The sequence below is a fragment of the Paenibacillus sp. 37 genome (assembly GCF_008386395.1).
GTDB classification, from domain to species: domain Bacteria; phylum Bacillota; class Bacilli; order Paenibacillales; family Paenibacillaceae; genus Paenibacillus; species Paenibacillus amylolyticus_B.
The window spans coordinates 6,064,703-6,081,454 of record NZ_CP043761.1; the positions used below are offsets into that span (position 1 = coordinate 6,064,703).

A 16,752-nucleotide genomic window follows, 5' to 3' on the forward strand; every position below is an offset into this window, starting at 1 on the left:
CTCCACTCTATCCAAATGATTAGCCTAACGGTTATGCCGGAAACAAGTCGAACAGACCTCGTGTGGAAGCTGTATATTCATCATCTCCGGCGTACCGCAAGTCTCTCTCTATGTGCTGCTCAGGGCTAAAATTAACTCCTTTATTTCACGTTGCTCCAGTATGCCTGAATTTCGCTGGCAAGTCCGGCACGGTCAATGACGTCAGCCAAGTATTTCTGCATAGATGCACCCAGTTTGGACCAGTGATCCGCAGGAAGTGTACTCATTGATTCCTCGATTTTGCCTGCCTTGATGTATTCACTAATGGATTTGCCAAGCGGATCGGTTGGCTCCAGTGTAATGTTGCTGAATGCCGGAATAATACTGGCTTGATTCACCAGGAAATCCTGACCTTTTTCGTTATAAACAATCCACTCCAAAAATTTCTTCGCAGCTTCCTGCTGCGCTGGTGTGCTCTTTTCCTTATCCAGCAATATTCGTTTGGATACGGCAGCAGAGATTTGCGTATTACCGAAATCATCCGCATTATTGCTCACAGGTACCGGCAGGAAGCCGTATTTTCCATCTGCTGTATCAAAGCTTGAAATTTGCGGCCATGCCCAGTTGCCCTGGAACCAAATGCCAACCTCACCCTTGCCAAGCACCTCAGGTCCACGCTCATAAGTTCCGGACAGGGGAGAAGCCTTGTCAATATTGTAGGTTTTCATCAGATCAAATGTATCTAACAAGCCATTAAACACGGCGTTTGAAGCAAGGTCCACTTGACCTGCCTTCAGATCAGTAATGAATTGATCCACCTTCGCACGATCCGGCGACTGCCCACCATATGCAAGCCCCAAATAATGCGCACCAAGTGACCAATCCATCGGAGATACAATCAAAGGTGATTTTCCAGTAGTAGCGATCTTTTGAAACAGCTCATCAAGCTGTGCAGTGGTCTGTACAGACTTTGGATCGAATGTCCCACCTACCGCCTGATCCAAAACATTCTGGTTATAGATGAATCCATATCCTTCAATAGAGAACGGGAAGGCATAATTTTTGCCATCAAACGTTGTAGCCGCTGTGCTATTCTCCACAGCGTCCTTCATCCAAGACTCGGATGTGAGATCCAGAACACGATCCTTGAATTTCTCGACATCCCCTGTATCCAGCATCATCATCGTTGTAGGGCTGCCGGAAGCATACAAAGCAGACGCTTTTTCAAACGGAGACTGTCCACTTCCTACAGGTACAATTTCAAGTGTCACATTTGGATTTTCGGCATGGAAGTCTTTAGCCGCTTGCTCCAGCTGACTGTTAATTTCCGACTTGGAATTGAGCAAGGTGATTTTGACACTCTCACTGCTGCTCCCCTCTGAGGAGGAGTTGGACTCCGTCGCTGCTTTACTTCCACATGCCGACAATACAAGCATCATAATCAAAGACAATACCGATAATTTCATCATCCATCTCTGTTCTCTTTTCATCTTGTTATGGCCCCCAATCAGTAGTTTAAAAGGAAACGCTTACAAATCGAATTATAATGTCAAAGGTTTGACATGTCAATCGTTTGACATACCATTCAAAAAAAATATTATTGCGCCTTGTTTTTTCGTGGCAAAAGGACAAACAGGAAAAAACGACCTGTATCAGGTCGTCTCTCTCTCCACTAAGGTAACTGGCAAAATATGCTCCATTCCGATCTTCTCTTCCGCGAGCTCGCGCCGAATCAGATCAATCGCCAGCTTAGCCATGGCCTCCACCGGCTGCCTGATCGTTGTTATGCCAGGCACCGTATACGCTGCCGCACGACTGTCATCATAACCTACAATAGCAATATCGTCAGGTACCTTGCGCCCACCTAACATGATCTGCTTCAGCGCATGCACCGCCATCAGATCACTCGTTACAAAGAGCCCATCCACCTCCGGGTGTTGTGCAAGCAGCTTATCCACCAATTCCGTATACTGATGCTGATCAAACACATTCAGATCGGTTTCATGAATCATGACCGGCTTGACTCCATGAGCCTGCAATGTATCAACGAAACCTGTCGTCCGGCGATTGGACAACATTTGCAATTCCAAATTACCACAGATATGTGCCAGATTCCGTCTGTTCTTCGAGAGCAGCAATTCAGCAGCCATAACCCCTCCCTGATAGTTATCAGATGAGATAAAAGGGATGTCTTCACCGATCTTACGATCAAAGGTCACGATTGGGGAATGCAAATTCATATACTCATCGACTTCAAGTGTATGACTTCCCATAATAATGCCATCCACGCGATTACCCTTGAGCATTTCCACATATTCACGCTCTTTGGAAGGGTCCATGTGGGAATTGCATAACATAATTTTAAATCCATTCTGGTATGCATGGTACTCGACATAGTTAGCCAGTTCTCCAAAAAACGGATGGGATACATCGGGAATAATCAAGCCTATAACATTGGATTGTTTACGCAGAAGAGAACGGGCAATTTCGTTGGGTCGATAGTTCAGTTCGTCCATGGTTTGATACACTTTATCCCGAGTCTTCTGACTGATATATCCCCGGTTGTTTAATACACGCGAGACGGTAGTTACAGAAACTCCTGCCCTGAGTGCAACATCATGAATAGTTGCCATAACAGCCTCTTTTCCTACAACATTCTTCATACAGATCATTATTATAAACCTATTGCTAACCCTGAACCAATCCGCGGTATCTGCCCGCTCTTTCATTCCGCTATAATTCTCGCTCTCGGCATGCTATGCATAGCTCCGTGCGTAACATGGACCTGTACCACATACGTGCCTGGTTCTTCAAAGGTATGCTGGATTTCATATTGCCCTTCCTCTGTCTCATTGGCAGTAATAGCCCCCTGATTCTCCAGTTCGTCCGCTGTCATCATACCTTGTTCCGGAGATACAGAAGGCGGATCGTCAAGCTCATTCCAGACCTGAAATTGCACATTGTCGGCATGGCTTAACGGTGCATCTCCCTGTGTAAGCTTCACCTGCAACTGTATTGGTTTATGAAGAGAAGCCTTCTCTGGAACGACAAGTTTCACTTTGATCATCTCTGGCATCTCACCCGATTGTGACTGCTCCTCATAAGAGCATCCCACTGTCAGGAGGACCAGAACAATCAAGGGCATGAACCAACGAGCTTGTCCACTCATCACCATCTGTCCTTTCTTATAAAGAAGATTTTGATGTTTTGCCGATACCCCACAGCATTACGATGATGATAATAAAGGCGATCAGCGCCAGTAGTGGAATGGTGATGAAACCAAACCAGTTCAAATAGTCGGTATAACATGGAACCTTACCACACGCCACGGCATTGCCTGTAGCCGAAAAGATACGCTGAATCGTTACATGATATAACGAAATGCCGCCACCTACGAAACTAAGTGGGAGTACATATTTCGTGATGCCCACGTCGTCCTTAAAGTACGCAATACCCAGCAAGATCGTTAGTGGATACATAAATATACGCTGGTACCAACATAGATCACATGGGAGAAACCCCTTGATCTCACTGAAATAGAGACTCCCTCCTGTTGCAATAACGGAAACGGCCCAAGCAACAAATAACCGGGTATCCACATTTCTCGCTGGGCGCTCCGATTTTGATGATGTACTCATTCCTCTGTCCCCCTTTTCATTTTGCTTATACCAAATTATCATACCTCATTCTGGACTCCATCGGCTATTCAAGCTGTTATGTAGGTCATTACTCGATGATTATACCAAATATTTGAACTTTTGGGTGAAACCAAAAAAAGCTGCCGTATGGGGCAGCTCTTTTGGTTTAATCTGATTTAATTCTACAATTACATCGATTTAGTCAGTGTAATGGAACCATCTTTTTGTGCCCATTTCACATCCCAGTTCAGAAGTTCAGCAATGAAACGCAGAGGTACTTGCGTACGTCCATCTTTGTTTACGAATACCGTTGAACCCACGTTTTTCTTAACACCGTTCACTTCCATAACGTTGTTGTTCACCCAGAATTCCAGGGTATCATCGCCAGCCATTACCGTTACTTGTTGTGCTTTTTTGTCCCATTTCACTGTTGCGCCGATACCTTCACTCAAGAAACGCAGTGGAATGTAGGTTGTGTTTTTCCAAAGCACTGGTGTGGTGTCCATGTTGGTTGTTTTGTCGTTAATTTTCAGCATTTTGCTGTTCAGTTGCATCCATACTGTTGTCATTTCTGGTGCTGGTGCAGGTGTTGTTGGCTCTTGGAATTTGTCGTTAAATTGAGTCACAATGGCATTACCCAATGCTTGACCTACACCAAACATCACTTTGAAGCCTTCACGATTGGTTGTATAAGAAGCATCATAATTGCCTGCTGCATATTGATTCAATACGTTTTGCACTTGATTTTCATGTGTTGTCAGTGCTTGTTGTCCTGCTGCTTTTGGCAGATTTCCAGCTGTTGCCGAATCCAGGAATGTAGCGAATTCTGTTGTAAATCCGTCAATACGTTTCTCTACTGCTGCACGAGCCGCAGTATCGTTGTTTTTAACAGCTTTTACATAGTCGCTTTGCGCATTAACGTGATTGGTTACCCAAATTTTCTCGAAAGCATTGGCACCATCGTTACCATAAACGGAAGCGATCGCTGCTTTGAAGTCAGCTGTGTTTCCAGCTTCAGCTGTAATCAGTGCGTTGGAAGCGGCTGTACGTCCATCAAATTCCTCTTGCATTTGCAGAGCCGAAAGCGCAAAGTGTTCGGAAGCCAAGTGGTTGAGTGCAGATCTCAGATCAGCTGCTTTGGTATCCGCTTTGGTATTTTTGAATTTCTCAGGCATTTGTGTAGTAATTGCTGTGGAAAGCGCCTTACTTACGTCAAACATTTCTTTGAAACCTTCACGATAAGCCTTGTATGCATCAGCGTAATCTCCAGCTACATACTCATCAAATACTTTTTGCACGAGATCTTCATGTACTTTCAGCGCCTGTTTGGCTGCTGCTTTTGGCAATTTGCCTTCGGTAGCTGTGCTCAGGAACGTGGAGAATTCATCCACGAAACCGTTGATGTTGGCCTGTGCTTGTTTGATCCCAGCCTGGTTGCCCATTTTGGTTGCTTTCACCAGATCATCGGTGTATTTGTTATGAGCGCGGAAGATGCGTTCGAATTCTTTGGCACCTGCCTCACCATATAGGGAAGCAATCGCTGGTTGCATATCCAGTGCATTCTGGTCGAGTGCTTTGTAGGCTGCATCTGCATCTTTTGCTCCGTCATATGCTTTTGCCATTGCCGTTACTGCGAGTGCAAAGTGCTCGGACAGCAGGTGGTCCAGGTTTGCTCTCAAGTCAGCCGCAGGTGTATTTACGGATGCTTTCATCATTGTCATCGGTGTCTGTGGGGCGGAAGCTGCTCCAGCGATTCCCGGCATCAACAGTGTTAAGCTAAGTACAGGTGCGATAAACTTCTTCATTTTCATTTTCATTACGTGTTCACTCCTCGATTATGTTTTGTGTATAATTTCTTTCCTCGTCGTCGTCTTCATAGGGTGTAACGCAGGGTTTTCTATTCTGGATCACTCTGTGGGCAAAAAAAATTACAGCCTTCCGTGAAGAAAGCTGTAAATGCCTGATGTATCAAGGTTTTTTTGAATTAAAAAAAACTAAAATTATAGTGATCTTTCTGATCAATGACTACCTACGTACTGTAAGACAGTTACTTCATTTCCCTTTATTTCTCAACTATAGCTTACATCAAAGGTTATCTTGAAGTACAATAAAGACATATCAACTTATTCGCGAAGGAGGTTCATTCATGACCTGGTTGCCTTATGTTTTAATTGTGGGTATCGCCTTATTTGGAGGTATTGCTACCCTGATTATCGGAAATTCCAAAGCCAATCAGACCAGCAACCCCGAATATGATCGTCGCACAAAGCAAAACCTCAGTAAACTTTCCTATGTATACGTTGGTGCGATTGTACTTGGTTTTGGCGGACTAATCCTCTATCTTTTCAACTAAAATGTTTCGATTCGGCAAAGAATACGTTCAAACATGCCTAGCAGCTTCCGTTTTCGTTCTACATTCTCCTGTATATACACACATGTTTACAAGTTGGAGATAATTCAGAATTATTCTGGATATGTTCGGGGTTTAATATAAAGCCATAAGGGACAGCGAGCCCATTAAACAAAACCAAACCCCAACTTGAAGGAGAGATATATGATGAAAAAAAACATGAAGAAATCCGTAGCAACGATGATGGTACTGGGCATGACATTAACAGGAGCAACGGGAGTATTTGCCGGAACGCAGCTGGAGAAGATCTCGGCATACCTTAACCATGGAATTAGCTTCAATGTGGATGGCGCGGCTTATTCACCAACGGATGGCAACGGCAACAAACTGGCTCCAATTACCTATAACAACTCTACTTACCTGCCTGTACGTGCACTTGCAGATGCGTTGCATGTACCTGTATCCTATGACGGCAAAAAAGGTCAGGTCATTATTGGCCAAGCAACAACCAATCCATCAGCCCTGACGAATGTAACGTATAGCGCTGCACAAAAAGCGGCAATTCAAAAAGCTTTTGCCCAATTCGATGGGTTTGAAACAGCTTATGCTCCTCAGCAGATGATTGCAGGTGACACGTTTAAAAGTGTAGGGGCAGGTGCCGACGGCGTCGGCTTTGTTTTCAACCATATGAAAGTGGATGTATCTCCAAGAGATTATTCGGACGGTTATACGAGCAAAGACGTGAAACTGTCCAATGGCGTTATCGCCAAATGGTACACACCCGATCAAACGGGCATGCTCACCTTCCAACTGGATGATCGTTACGTTACCCTTAGCTCACCGGATCATAAGTTGAGTCAAGCTCAGTTGCAACAAGTCGCGGTCTCTGTTCAGAAGGCAACGGGCAACAACGATCAGGGGATCACTGCATTCGCTGATGTGAACTATAGCAAGCAACAAATGGATAACATGCGCAAGGCATTTGCGAAGTTTGACGGATTCACCACTGCTTATGCCCCACAACACATGGTTGCTGGAGACACGTTCAAAAGCGTAGGTGCAGGCGGCGATGGTGTAAACTTTGTTTTCAATCGTATGAATGTCACGGTATCCCCTAAAGACTACTCGTTCAGCTATGATGGCAAAACGGTAAAACTGCCTAATGGCGTATCCGCCAAATGGTATACACCGGATCAAACGGATATGCTCACATTCAAGCTGGACGATCGTTATGTAACCATCAGCTCGCCGAATAACCAATTGACTCACACTCAACTGGAGCAAATGGCGGTATCTGTACAAAAAGTGAAATAAACGATGCACGATCCTTAGATCGAAATAGGAAATATAAACACACATCATTTCGGTCCCACTTTATGATCTGGGGCTGATTTGATGTGTGTTACGTATTCTCAAGTTCTGCTTCAAAGACCTCTGCCTTATTCATGACTTGGCGAAGCCAGTAATACCGATGCAAGTCCATGATAAAATGGAACACCACAAAAGCCAGCATAATGTATACAGACATTAGCATAACAACCACAGTCTGCTGTGTAACAAAGGCCAGTGAAATATTGGCCAGAAGATATGCTCCGCCCGTAATCATCGTTAATGTGGCAACAGGCACACCCGTGCTCTTATTCCCTTTTTTACGCTGAGGGGGCTGCTGCAACCTACGCAAACGAAACTTCACGTATTGGAATAAGGCAAAACCATATACCGCAAATGATCCAATGGCGTACCAAGGTGTCGACAGACCAAGTGTCCCGTAGGCAAACTTCTGTATAGTTACCATAAATCCCACAGAACAAACGATGCCAAATACGCCTCGGAACAGTACATAATTCAGTTGGAGTCTGCGCGGGGCAACAATCAGGGCAATCGCCCATATATTCATAAAGGCTAGCGGTGGCACGAGAATATACGCATACAGCGATTGGAACGGGACACTGAACACGGGAATAAGCAGAAATACATTAAGAAAAAACAGGACAAGTATACCTACACTCAGCCGAATACCATCTACTGCATAGATAACATAAGGTGAAACTTCATACGGTTTTGAACGTTTATTGTTCGCCATAATAGCTCTTCCTTGATAGATACGTTTCGTCATAACTACAATGTCCTGTCCGTTAAACGAACAACCCTGCGATAGTACATCGCATCCATCAAATCCTCCCAGTCGAGTTCACTGGCATTAACGTCTCGATAATATACCGCAGCAGCAGGCAAGAAACCAACCAGCGGCCCTGTACCACCACATATCAGACTCCCGCCGTCTCCGCCTTTGGGCATCACATCCCCAGCCGAATCTAGCGTAAGCTCATATTTGTAGGGATCACCAGCAAACTTTATGCCAAAGAAATTCGGCAGTTCCAGATCATAAGCACGATCATCCTTTTCTTCAACTCGTGAAGAGGCCGTCTCTGCCGATCCATCCACAATCTCATCCACGCCTTCCAGACTGCCAAAGTGCTTCAATCTCATTGTATAGTCAAAGCTGTCTCCCCAAGGAAATAATGTGCGACAACCGCCGCCATAGATGTACTCCCATTCGTCTTCGGTCAGCAGACCAAAACCCGCCGCAGCTTCTTCCCTCACAACGTCTTCCAACTCTATTCCTTCGTTGAACCACAGGATTCGCACTTCGTCTTCACTTTGGCGAATCAGACGGAATTGTTGATGCAATTCATATTCACGGATCTCCGACTGTTTAAACTGCTCCAGTGCTGCCGGAAAATCAGAATCTTCCTGCGCGAAGGCTTCCTCCTCGGACACTTCAATCCAGCCAAGTGAGATCAGTTCACATTCAACAAGCATCGGCGCAATGTTGACCGTTCTTACAGGTGACATTTGACTCGCCAGAAATGAATCCACGTCCTCCACACCATACTCACTGACTGTCCCATGCAGATCGGCTGAGGTCTCTTCGTTCATTCCATGTTGCCAACGATCCCAGCCGAGCGTGACTTGATCTCCAGGCACAAATACAAACCTCTCCTCCTCATGCGTAAACACACCTGTCTCGATTCGCTGACCGAATCGCTCAAATGTTTCAAGTCCCTCATATTGCATACCAACTGGTAACTGATGAACCAGCTTACGCATCCAGGCTTCTTTGTCCTGGGCATTCAACTCCTGCCACATGTCCCGTCTTAATGCTTCCATAACTCTCCCCACCTTTACTTATACACTTCCACTTCTCTAAAATGCTTTACTGGCACAGCACAATCTGACTTGTCTTGTTTACATTTTTATTTCCCTGCGGCCTGCAACAGTTCCAGCAATAATTCCTTCCGTCTTCCCTCCGCTTTGCGAGCGAGCGTTGAGAGCTTCTCCACCTTGCCAAAGATCGGATAGAGTACACGTTCCGCTTCATAATACTCAAGTTCTTGAATCTGTCTAACCAGCCGTTCGAGTATTCCCTCATTCTCCAGTTCGGGCTGAATCTTCAGCTTCAGACTATCCGTCGAACGACGCAAGCTGGCGACTAACGCAGGTATGGATTGAGCCGTTACACCCTGTTGTTCCACAAATGCCGCAATGAACTTATCCTGAATTAACTGATGCTCATCATCCACTTCGCCCATGTAATATTCAACCAGCGGGAAATACCGCTCATCCACGAGCCCCAGCCCAAAGGTTGCATAACTGCCTGGCATACAGCTTTTCTCTCCCTCGGTATCCTCATAAAACTCGAACTCTTGGATAGCCTCACGCGCATATTCTTCCATCAGCGGACGTAGCTCCGGGTACTCCATTGCATTGGCAAAGAATCGGTGGGTATCCGACTTCGCGAGTCCTTTGATCGGCAAATACTGCTTTACGCTGGACTTGAGCTTGATCTTATAACTTTTCGGAAAGCCCTGTTTCAATAAATGAGTGATAAAGGTAAGTACCTGTTGATAGGCACCCGGCACTTCCTTACGAATGTGAATATTAATCAGAGCAAATACATCATTTGCTTTGCATTCTACTTCTTCCGTTTTCACATGAATATCCTCTTTCGCATACGTCCCGCTGCCTTCCGTCATCATCAGTGCCGCACGTCTGCTGCCGAGTTGCTTCGCGAGTTCCAGGAAAGTCTGACCTTGAGCTTTGCTATAATTCGGCTCAAATCGTAGAATCAACACCGCCGCGTATAACAGCAGATCTATGGGGTGAGTCCCGGGTATTTGCGCCTTCTGCATCTTATCCGACGATTGGTCTGTCCGTGATTCAACATCCCATTCCAACGTCGCTCCTGGCTTAAGCGAATATTCATTGGTACGATATTCAGAAGACTGCACATCATAATATTGTGGCAAAAACTGATTCTCCGCCCATGCCGTCACCGCACGAGTAATATCACCACGATGCTCGGCAAGTGCCTCCGGACGACCCTGATTCAACTCTTGAATCCGGTCATACTGCCTGATGGTCCATGCCACATCCAGTTCAGGAAACAGTGTAGGATCAAGCAGATGACGCGTCAAAAAGAAGGATTCCAACGGCTTTGTTGGATATGCACCGTTCTCCAGCTTCTGCTCAATGTATGTATGAATACGCTCAAGCAACTGCTGCTTTTTCTCTTCATTGATATATTCCAGCAAAGTCAGTTGCAGCTTTCCTTCTGTTGTAGGGAATTTACCACGGAAGGTAAATCGATAGTCAATCAACGGGGAATCTGCCAGCTTGTCCAGTCTTCCCTGAACAACCTCTACAAGCTTAGGTCCAATCTCATTACGAACCTGTTCATCGGTAAAGGCTCCTGCCTGCTTCGATTTCAGACCATCATCCAAACCCAGATCCACACTGTCTACTGTAGTCCGTCCAGGTCTATAATCCAGCAAAATATCATTGAAAATGCCTATTTGCAGCGTAGTTCGCTTCGTAACATTTTCCAAGTCATCCCGCTTTTCCTGTTCATCAAACCATTCATGAATTGTCGTCATCATCTCTTCCATTGCCTGGTCATAAAGTGTACTCATCCAATCTCCTGCCTTCCCATGCATCTAATGATGTTCATCAACCAAACTTGAACCTCTATGAAACCCGGACCAATCCGGGGCATCTCTGTTATAAATACGTATTGATGTTCGTATACTACCTATTATTTTACTCTCTCAAGTACACCGGGAACAATAAGGCAGCAGGGGGAGAAAAGGTGGTGAAAGCTGCCCATAAGTGGTATTTAAGACACGCCCTAGTCAAAGAGATCTACGGATGCCTTTCACATCTATGTAGGCTCTCGGTATGCCCTCGCTATCATCATCCCCACGTTGTATAATCATTGTATTCCTTTTCAGGAGGTCAGACGAAATGAGCTACAGCAAATACTTCCCTTTGGAAAACTATTTGAATCAGTTTGCAATCACCCTTACATATGCAGAGCTTGAGGAAATTCTCGGATTTACGTTACCCCCTACAGCGTATAATCGCGAACAATGGTGGGTAAATAATTCCAATAATCATACACAGGCACTATCTTGGTTAAATGCCGGATGGAAGGTAGAGAATGTGATTTTAGGAAAAAACGTGACGTTTGTCCGCGGCGAGTCCTAAATGATTATGTATGATATAGATTGTTAGTTATAACTCCAAAGGCTCTATTGTTCCATAATTGTTATTCGAGACAAAAAAAGCAGGGTAGACTGATGAATCCATCAGCTCTCCCCTGCTCTGTAAATTAATTGACTGTCTTATACCACTCGTTCACTTCGGCGGTAATATCATCCCCGCCCATGGATTTCCACTTCGTCACAAACGCATCAAATTCCTCAATGCCCACCTGACCATAGATGATCTTGCTGAACGTATCCTTCTCCAGCTTGTCGATCGCGTCCTTCTTCATTTTCATCGTTTCGGTTGGAGCTCCCGTGAACTTGTTCTTGATCGCATTATCTTTATTCGCAACGACCACTTCAGCGGCCGCAAATACTTCAGGTTTGTTCGCAATCTTCGTATTTTTCTCAAAAGGCGTCTCTGGCTCTTTACCCTTCGCAAGTTCCGCCAACGTATCCATCATCAGATTCGGAATCCGTGCACCATCATACGTAATCGTATATTTGAGGGGTGATACGCCGTCCTTCACTTCAGCTTCACCAACAACTTTGCCATCCACGATGTCATAGTCATATCCTTGGGCAAATCCATGCTCGAACTCGCTGCCCACTTCCGGGTTGGCAAAATTGTCGAACAGATAATTTTGATACGTGAAGAAAATCTCTGGGTTCGCCATGTCTTTGTTAATCAGCACAACGCCGTTACTTGCACCAGATCCATGTTGGTGGCTCTCACCTGTTGGCCCTGTAGGTAATGCAATGGCTTTGTACGTGGCACCATCCACATTTTTCTTCACATCATCAATCGGCCAGTTCGGCATCCAGTGTGGTCCCACAATAATGCCTGCTTTACCTGCGGTAAACAGTTCTGCTGCCTTGATCTCGTCATAAACGCCAGCTTCTTTGGGCAGGTAACCTTTGGACAACCAATCCTTCATCGTCGCAAGGCCTTCCTTCACACCTGGCTGAATGGAACCATATTGCAGTGTTCCGTCTCCGGCATCATTCCACTGTCCAGGCATCGTGTTGTACATGCCGAAGATCCAGCCGGATTCCGTCATCCAGGTATTAAGTGCATTCTTCATGCCGACGGTCAGACCATACGTATCTTTCTTGCCGTTCCCGTCCGGGTCCTGATTCGTAAAAGCATCCATGACCGCAACCAGCTCATCCATCGTTTTCGGTTCTTCCAGTCCCAGCTTCTTCAGCCAGTCCTCTCGGATAAACATGACCGAATCACCATTGTAGGCATAATCGAAGATTGGAATGCCGTAACGCTCGCCCTCATACATGTACGGATACCATTCTTCCGGTGCCGATTCGGATGCCTGTTTCCATGTGTCCGAAGCATACTTGTCAAACAACTCGCCTGCATTCGCAAATTTGCCGGACTCAATTAATTCCCGGACCAGATTGTAGTCTCCCCGAATGGAGACGATATCCGGCAGTTCCTCGTTAGCCGACAGGGACAAGCGCAATTTTGTGTAAAATGCATCATTGGTCACCGATACGGCCCACGGTGTGGTCAGATCAATGCCAAGTCGTTCCTTGGCCCATTTGGTATGCACATTGTTCTGTGCTGTTTCCCCATTTTTGAATTTCGTATCATCATTCCAGGCCCGCAGATAACTCATCTGTACCGCCGGTTCATACTTCCCGTCTTGCAGAGCAAGTGGCGCAGCAGCTTCCTTGGCCGGTTCTTCCTTGGCCCCCGAACTACATGCCGTTACAGCAACCATCGTTATTGCGAGTAATGCCGTCATCATTTTTCTATACATGAACTAACCCCTCCTCAGGTAACTTGGATACCCTTATGTGCCAAATGCACCTTACATGAAAAGGATAGTGCAGCCGGGGAGGCAAACATATATCACAATTTCAATGTTCATATCGATTTGTTAACCGTTCCGAAAATCCTGCGGGGTCAGTCCATAATGTTTGCGGAATACCTGAATGAAATAAGGCGTGTTATTGTACCCCACTTCCTGACCGACTTCATAGATCTTCATGGCTGTATGTTTGAGCAAATGAACTGCACGTTCCATTCTGGAACGGATAATATAATCACTAATGCCTTCACCCGTGGATTGTTTGTACATTTTCGACAGATATACCGGGTGCAGATGCACCTCTCCGGCAATGACCTGCAACGATAGATCCTCGCCTAGATGATGATCAATCCAGTGCTGCACCTGCCGAATCAGCGTTGATCCGGCATCCTGTCCCGCATCGCTTGTGCTCTCTTCCCACTGCTGCATCACACTTCTGGTCCACGTTTCCAGACTACGCAGCGAGATGCCATAACCATCCTTGAGCAGCTGCTGGTACTGCTCGCCAAGCACTTCGGCTAACTGTCTTCCTTCCCGGTGAGCCATATATGAGAATGCCGCCGCCAAATAATGAAAAGCCACATACACATGTTCCGGAAACACACTGTTCGAAAGTTCGGCAAAGATCTGATCAATCTTACGGTGTGCATCCTCCATGCGTCCGGCTTCCAGTAACGTCGTCAGACCCGGCGGTTCATACAGCGCCGCAAGTGACTTTAACGTGGCCGCATTGGTTCCCGCTGCCGCATTCAGATGTAGTCCTTTGCCTGCATCGGCTTGCTTGCGAAGCGCACTGACGGCTTGATGATATAGCTGAGGCACCTGATCTGGAAAACGTCCCATACGACTAACGGACAGGGAAATGGTCGCGTTCAGATACTGCCTTACACTGTGAAGCAACCGTTCTCCAAGTCGTCCCATTAGCACTTCCGGTTCGGCTTGGGTTTGTTTGGGGCTGGCCATAAAGACCAGATCATCATAGGCGTCATCCGTATGGCAGAGGTGATAGGTACTGCCGTAGATCTCTTCCACTACATTCGAGATGGCGTACTTCATCAATCGAAACGCTTTATGAGTAGGTTGATGGTCATCATAACGGATGAGCAACAGTTGCATTTTATCCTGTGGACGGAATCCGATCTCCAGTTGCTCCAGCTTGCCTTCGAGTTCAGCATCCGCAAATTTATGTCCTAACAGTACATCCTTCATCAGCTCCGCACGCTTCTCGGGCAGATGCTCCCTTACCGAATACATGGCCCGCTGATGCAGCATTTGTTTCTCACCCTCCAGACGAATCTGCACGGCGGCCTGCTGCACGGATTCGATCAGTTCCTCATCCCGGACCGGTTTGAGCAGATAACTGACTGTCCCATGTTTGAGCGCCTGCTTCGCATAATCGAAGGAAGCATGCCCCGATAAAATAATACATTTGGTCTGTTCCCACTTTTGCCGAATGTGACTGACCAGATCCAGACCGGACATACCCGGCATGCGGATATCCGTGATAATAATATGGACCTGGTGTGCTGCCATATGTTCCAATGCCTCTTTGACAGAATAAGCTTTGAATACCTGACCAATCCCGTGTTCTCTCCACGGTATGGAGACAGCGATCGACTCTACTGCCGAATGTTCATCATCCACGACCATCAGATTCATCATGCGGTTGTTCCTCCTCAAACCATCGAATTTCTACACTAAGTCCACCATAGGGAATCGCTCCAAAATGAAGCCCGGACGACAGCCCATAACGCGTAACGAGACGCTGGTGCACATTCCACGTGCCTGTTCCAATCTCCTCACCCATCGGTTCATTAATCTCCCGTTCCAATTCGGCAATCTCTTCCGCTGTTAGCGTGACACCGTCATTGTCAACAAACAGGCTATATCTTGTATATTTGCGACCCTCTATATGTTCGGGTACCGCCATCCCCGTTACGACGACGTGCCCACTGCCTTCCATCGGTTCGATGCCGTGGATCACCGCATTTTCTACAATAGGCTGAATGAGCAGTCGCGGAATATGGAGCTGCATCAATTGCTGCGGTACGGCGATCTCGTAGGTCAGCCGGTTGGTCCGCATCTGCTGGATGGACAGATAATGATCCAGCAGTCGGATCTCTTCCTCCACTGTCGTCATGTCATTCTCGCCCCGCGTAATGTAACGATAGTAGTCTCCCAGACTTAGCGACATGGCAATCACCGCTTCACGGTTGCCGAGCTGGGTCATATTTTTGATATAAAACAGGCAGTTGTACAGGAAATGCGGATTGATCTGTGACTGCAGATGTTTCAGTGTGGCTTCCCGTGACCGGATACGTTCCTCGTATACCTTCTCGATCAGTTCCTGAATCTGCTCCGCCATATGGTTGAAGCTCTGGGTCAGGTACGCGAATTCATCACGGGAGTGATCGACCGGAATCCGTGTGGACAGCTGCCCTTTGCGAATCTGTTGCAACCCTCTCATCAAACGATGGATGGGCACCTGGACTTTTCGATACAAAAGCAGTGCAGCCCCGATACTGAGCACAAGCAGTAACAGAATGGAGGTAATAAACATATTTCGGCTCTTATCCATCGGGTTCAGCAGATCATCCAACACCACCGGGTTCACGTATACTGCTTGCAGTTGTTTGGAGTGCACGTAACTGACCAGATACTGTTTGTCGCCCACCTCCAGCTGATGATTGCCTTCCCTCTCCGGCCCGTTAAAGGGGATATCACGCATAATCGCTTCGACCAGTTCGGGGTCTGCCGTACGGTTCAGCAACGGATCGTTACCTGGTACGAGCAAAAAGGGATCTCCGCCCTGCGTTTCTTTAAAATCATCCAACATGGCAACGATGTTCATCGGGTCAAAATTAATCTCCATTACCGTTCGCACGCCTGTGTTCACCGGTTTTTCATTCCACTCGTAGTTGTCTGTGAAAAAGTAGGTGAAACTCCCTTTCTCCAGCTGCCATTGGCCTGGTTGCGGAAACGTCAACATCTTCTCATCGTAGACCGTCCGGCTGGACATGGTGGACAACACAAGTTCCGCTTGCGGCAGCACAATGGTAATATCGTTCTTCCAACGGTTGGTGGACTGGTACAACGATAATTTGTCGAGAATATCCAGATAGATGCTGTTTTTCTCATATTGGCTGGTGGAGTCCGTCATGTAACGGTAATGCAGAATACTCGGATCTCGCAGCAACGTCAGGCCATACAGCGAGAGCTGCTCGATATTTTTATCCACCTGTGAACTGAAATAATTGAATTGGTTCAGACTCGATTGCTGTTTCTCTTCGACGACCATATCCACATTTGCCTGGTTCGCGTACGTATAGAGCAGCAGAATGGGTACGAGCAGGCAGATTAAGAGAATGACCGTTTTCGCAAATACTGTGAATTTCATCGTTTCACCCTGT

Annotated in this window: 14 protein-coding genes; 3 read left to right on the forward strand and 11 right to left on the reverse strand. The window is 46.5% G+C overall.

Annotated features, from left to right (window positions below; translation table 11 throughout):
- Positions 1-140: 140 nt before the first annotated feature.
- The 5 genes from F0220_RS26080 to F0220_RS26100 all read right to left on the reverse strand — a co-directional run bounded on the left by F0220_RS26080 (position 141) and on the right by F0220_RS26100 (position 5,428).
- Complete coding sequence (locus tag F0220_RS26080) at positions 141-1,469, reverse strand: ABC transporter substrate-binding protein (RefSeq protein ID WP_149846814.1); 1,329 nt, start codon at positions 1,467-1,469, stop codon at positions 141-143.
- 162 nt (positions 1,470-1,631) lie between these two features.
- The gene (locus F0220_RS26085) at positions 1,632-2,612 is read right to left on the reverse strand and encodes a LacI family DNA-binding transcriptional regulator (protein WP_149846939.1); all 981 of its coding nucleotides are present in this window, start codon (positions 2,610-2,612) and stop codon (positions 1,632-1,634) included.
- A gap of 92 nt (positions 2,613-2,704) precedes the next feature.
- Positions 2,705-3,124 (reverse strand): FixH family protein, encoded by a 420-nt coding sequence (locus tag F0220_RS26090; protein WP_223199780.1) that lies wholly within the window; start codon positions 3,122-3,124, stop codon positions 2,705-2,707.
- Between the two features lie 40 nt (positions 3,125-3,164).
- Positions 3,165-3,617, reverse strand: a complete 453-nt coding sequence (locus tag F0220_RS26095; RefSeq protein ID WP_149846816.1) for a disulfide oxidoreductase — start codon at positions 3,615-3,617, stop codon at positions 3,165-3,167.
- A gap of 188 nt (positions 3,618-3,805) precedes the next feature.
- The gene (locus tag F0220_RS26100) at positions 3,806-5,428 is read right to left on the reverse strand and encodes a copper amine oxidase N-terminal domain-containing protein (protein WP_149846940.1); all 1,623 of its coding nucleotides are present in this window, start codon (positions 5,426-5,428) and stop codon (positions 3,806-3,808) included.
- A gap of 335 nt (positions 5,429-5,763) precedes the next feature.
- On the opposite strand from F0220_RS26100, the gene F0220_RS26105 reads away from it, so the two are divergent.
- A complete protein-coding gene (locus F0220_RS26105) occupies positions 5,764-5,970 on the forward strand; it encodes a hypothetical protein (RefSeq protein ID WP_105601930.1) in 207 nt (68 codons plus the stop codon).
- Between the two features lie 201 nt (positions 5,971-6,171).
- A complete protein-coding gene (locus F0220_RS26110; RefSeq protein ID WP_223199781.1) occupies positions 6,172-7,281 on the forward strand; it encodes a stalk domain-containing protein in 1,110 nt (369 codons plus the stop codon).
- Between the two features lie 88 nt (positions 7,282-7,369).
- On the opposite strand, the gene F0220_RS26115 is transcribed toward F0220_RS26110, so the two are convergent.
- From F0220_RS26115 to F0220_RS26125, 3 genes are all read right to left on the reverse strand, one after another.
- Positions 7,370-8,050, reverse strand: a complete 681-nt coding sequence (locus F0220_RS26115; protein WP_105602004.1) for a hypothetical protein — start codon at positions 8,048-8,050, stop codon at positions 7,370-7,372.
- A gap of 35 nt (positions 8,051-8,085) precedes the next feature.
- Positions 8,086-9,138, reverse strand: a complete 1,053-nt coding sequence (locus F0220_RS26120) for a hypothetical protein (protein ID WP_105601933.1) — start codon at positions 9,136-9,138, stop codon at positions 8,086-8,088.
- Positions 9,139-9,224: 86 nt separating this feature from the next.
- Positions 9,225-10,940: a DUF6138 family protein gene (locus F0220_RS26125; protein ID WP_105601935.1), complete on the reverse strand. Its 1,716-nt coding sequence runs from the start codon at positions 10,938-10,940 to the stop codon at positions 9,225-9,227.
- Positions 10,941-11,271: 331 nt separating this feature from the next.
- Here F0220_RS26125 and F0220_RS26130 point away from each other — a divergent pair, with 331 nt between their 5' ends.
- Complete coding sequence (locus F0220_RS26130; protein WP_105601937.1) at positions 11,272-11,514, forward strand: DUF7662 domain-containing protein; 243 nt, start codon at positions 11,272-11,274, stop codon at positions 11,512-11,514.
- A gap of 124 nt (positions 11,515-11,638) precedes the next feature.
- Here the strand turns inward: F0220_RS26130 and F0220_RS26135 are convergent, their stop codons facing one another.
- From F0220_RS26135 to F0220_RS26145, 3 genes are all read right to left on the reverse strand, one after another.
- The gene (locus tag F0220_RS26135; RefSeq protein WP_105601938.1) at positions 11,639-13,291 is read right to left on the reverse strand and encodes an extracellular solute-binding protein; all 1,653 of its coding nucleotides are present in this window, start codon (positions 13,289-13,291) and stop codon (positions 11,639-11,641) included.
- A 120-nt stretch (positions 13,292-13,411) separates the two neighbouring features.
- Positions 13,412-15,004 (reverse strand): response regulator transcription factor, encoded by a 1,593-nt coding sequence (locus tag F0220_RS26140; protein ID WP_105601940.1) that lies wholly within the window; start codon positions 15,002-15,004, stop codon positions 13,412-13,414.
- Positions 14,979-16,739: a sensor histidine kinase gene (locus F0220_RS26145; RefSeq protein ID WP_149846817.1), complete on the reverse strand. Its 1,761-nt coding sequence runs from the start codon at positions 16,737-16,739 to the stop codon at positions 14,979-14,981. Before F0220_RS26145 ends, F0220_RS26140 begins: the two co-directional genes overlap by 26 nt.
- Between the last annotated feature and the right edge of the window lie 13 nt (positions 16,740-16,752).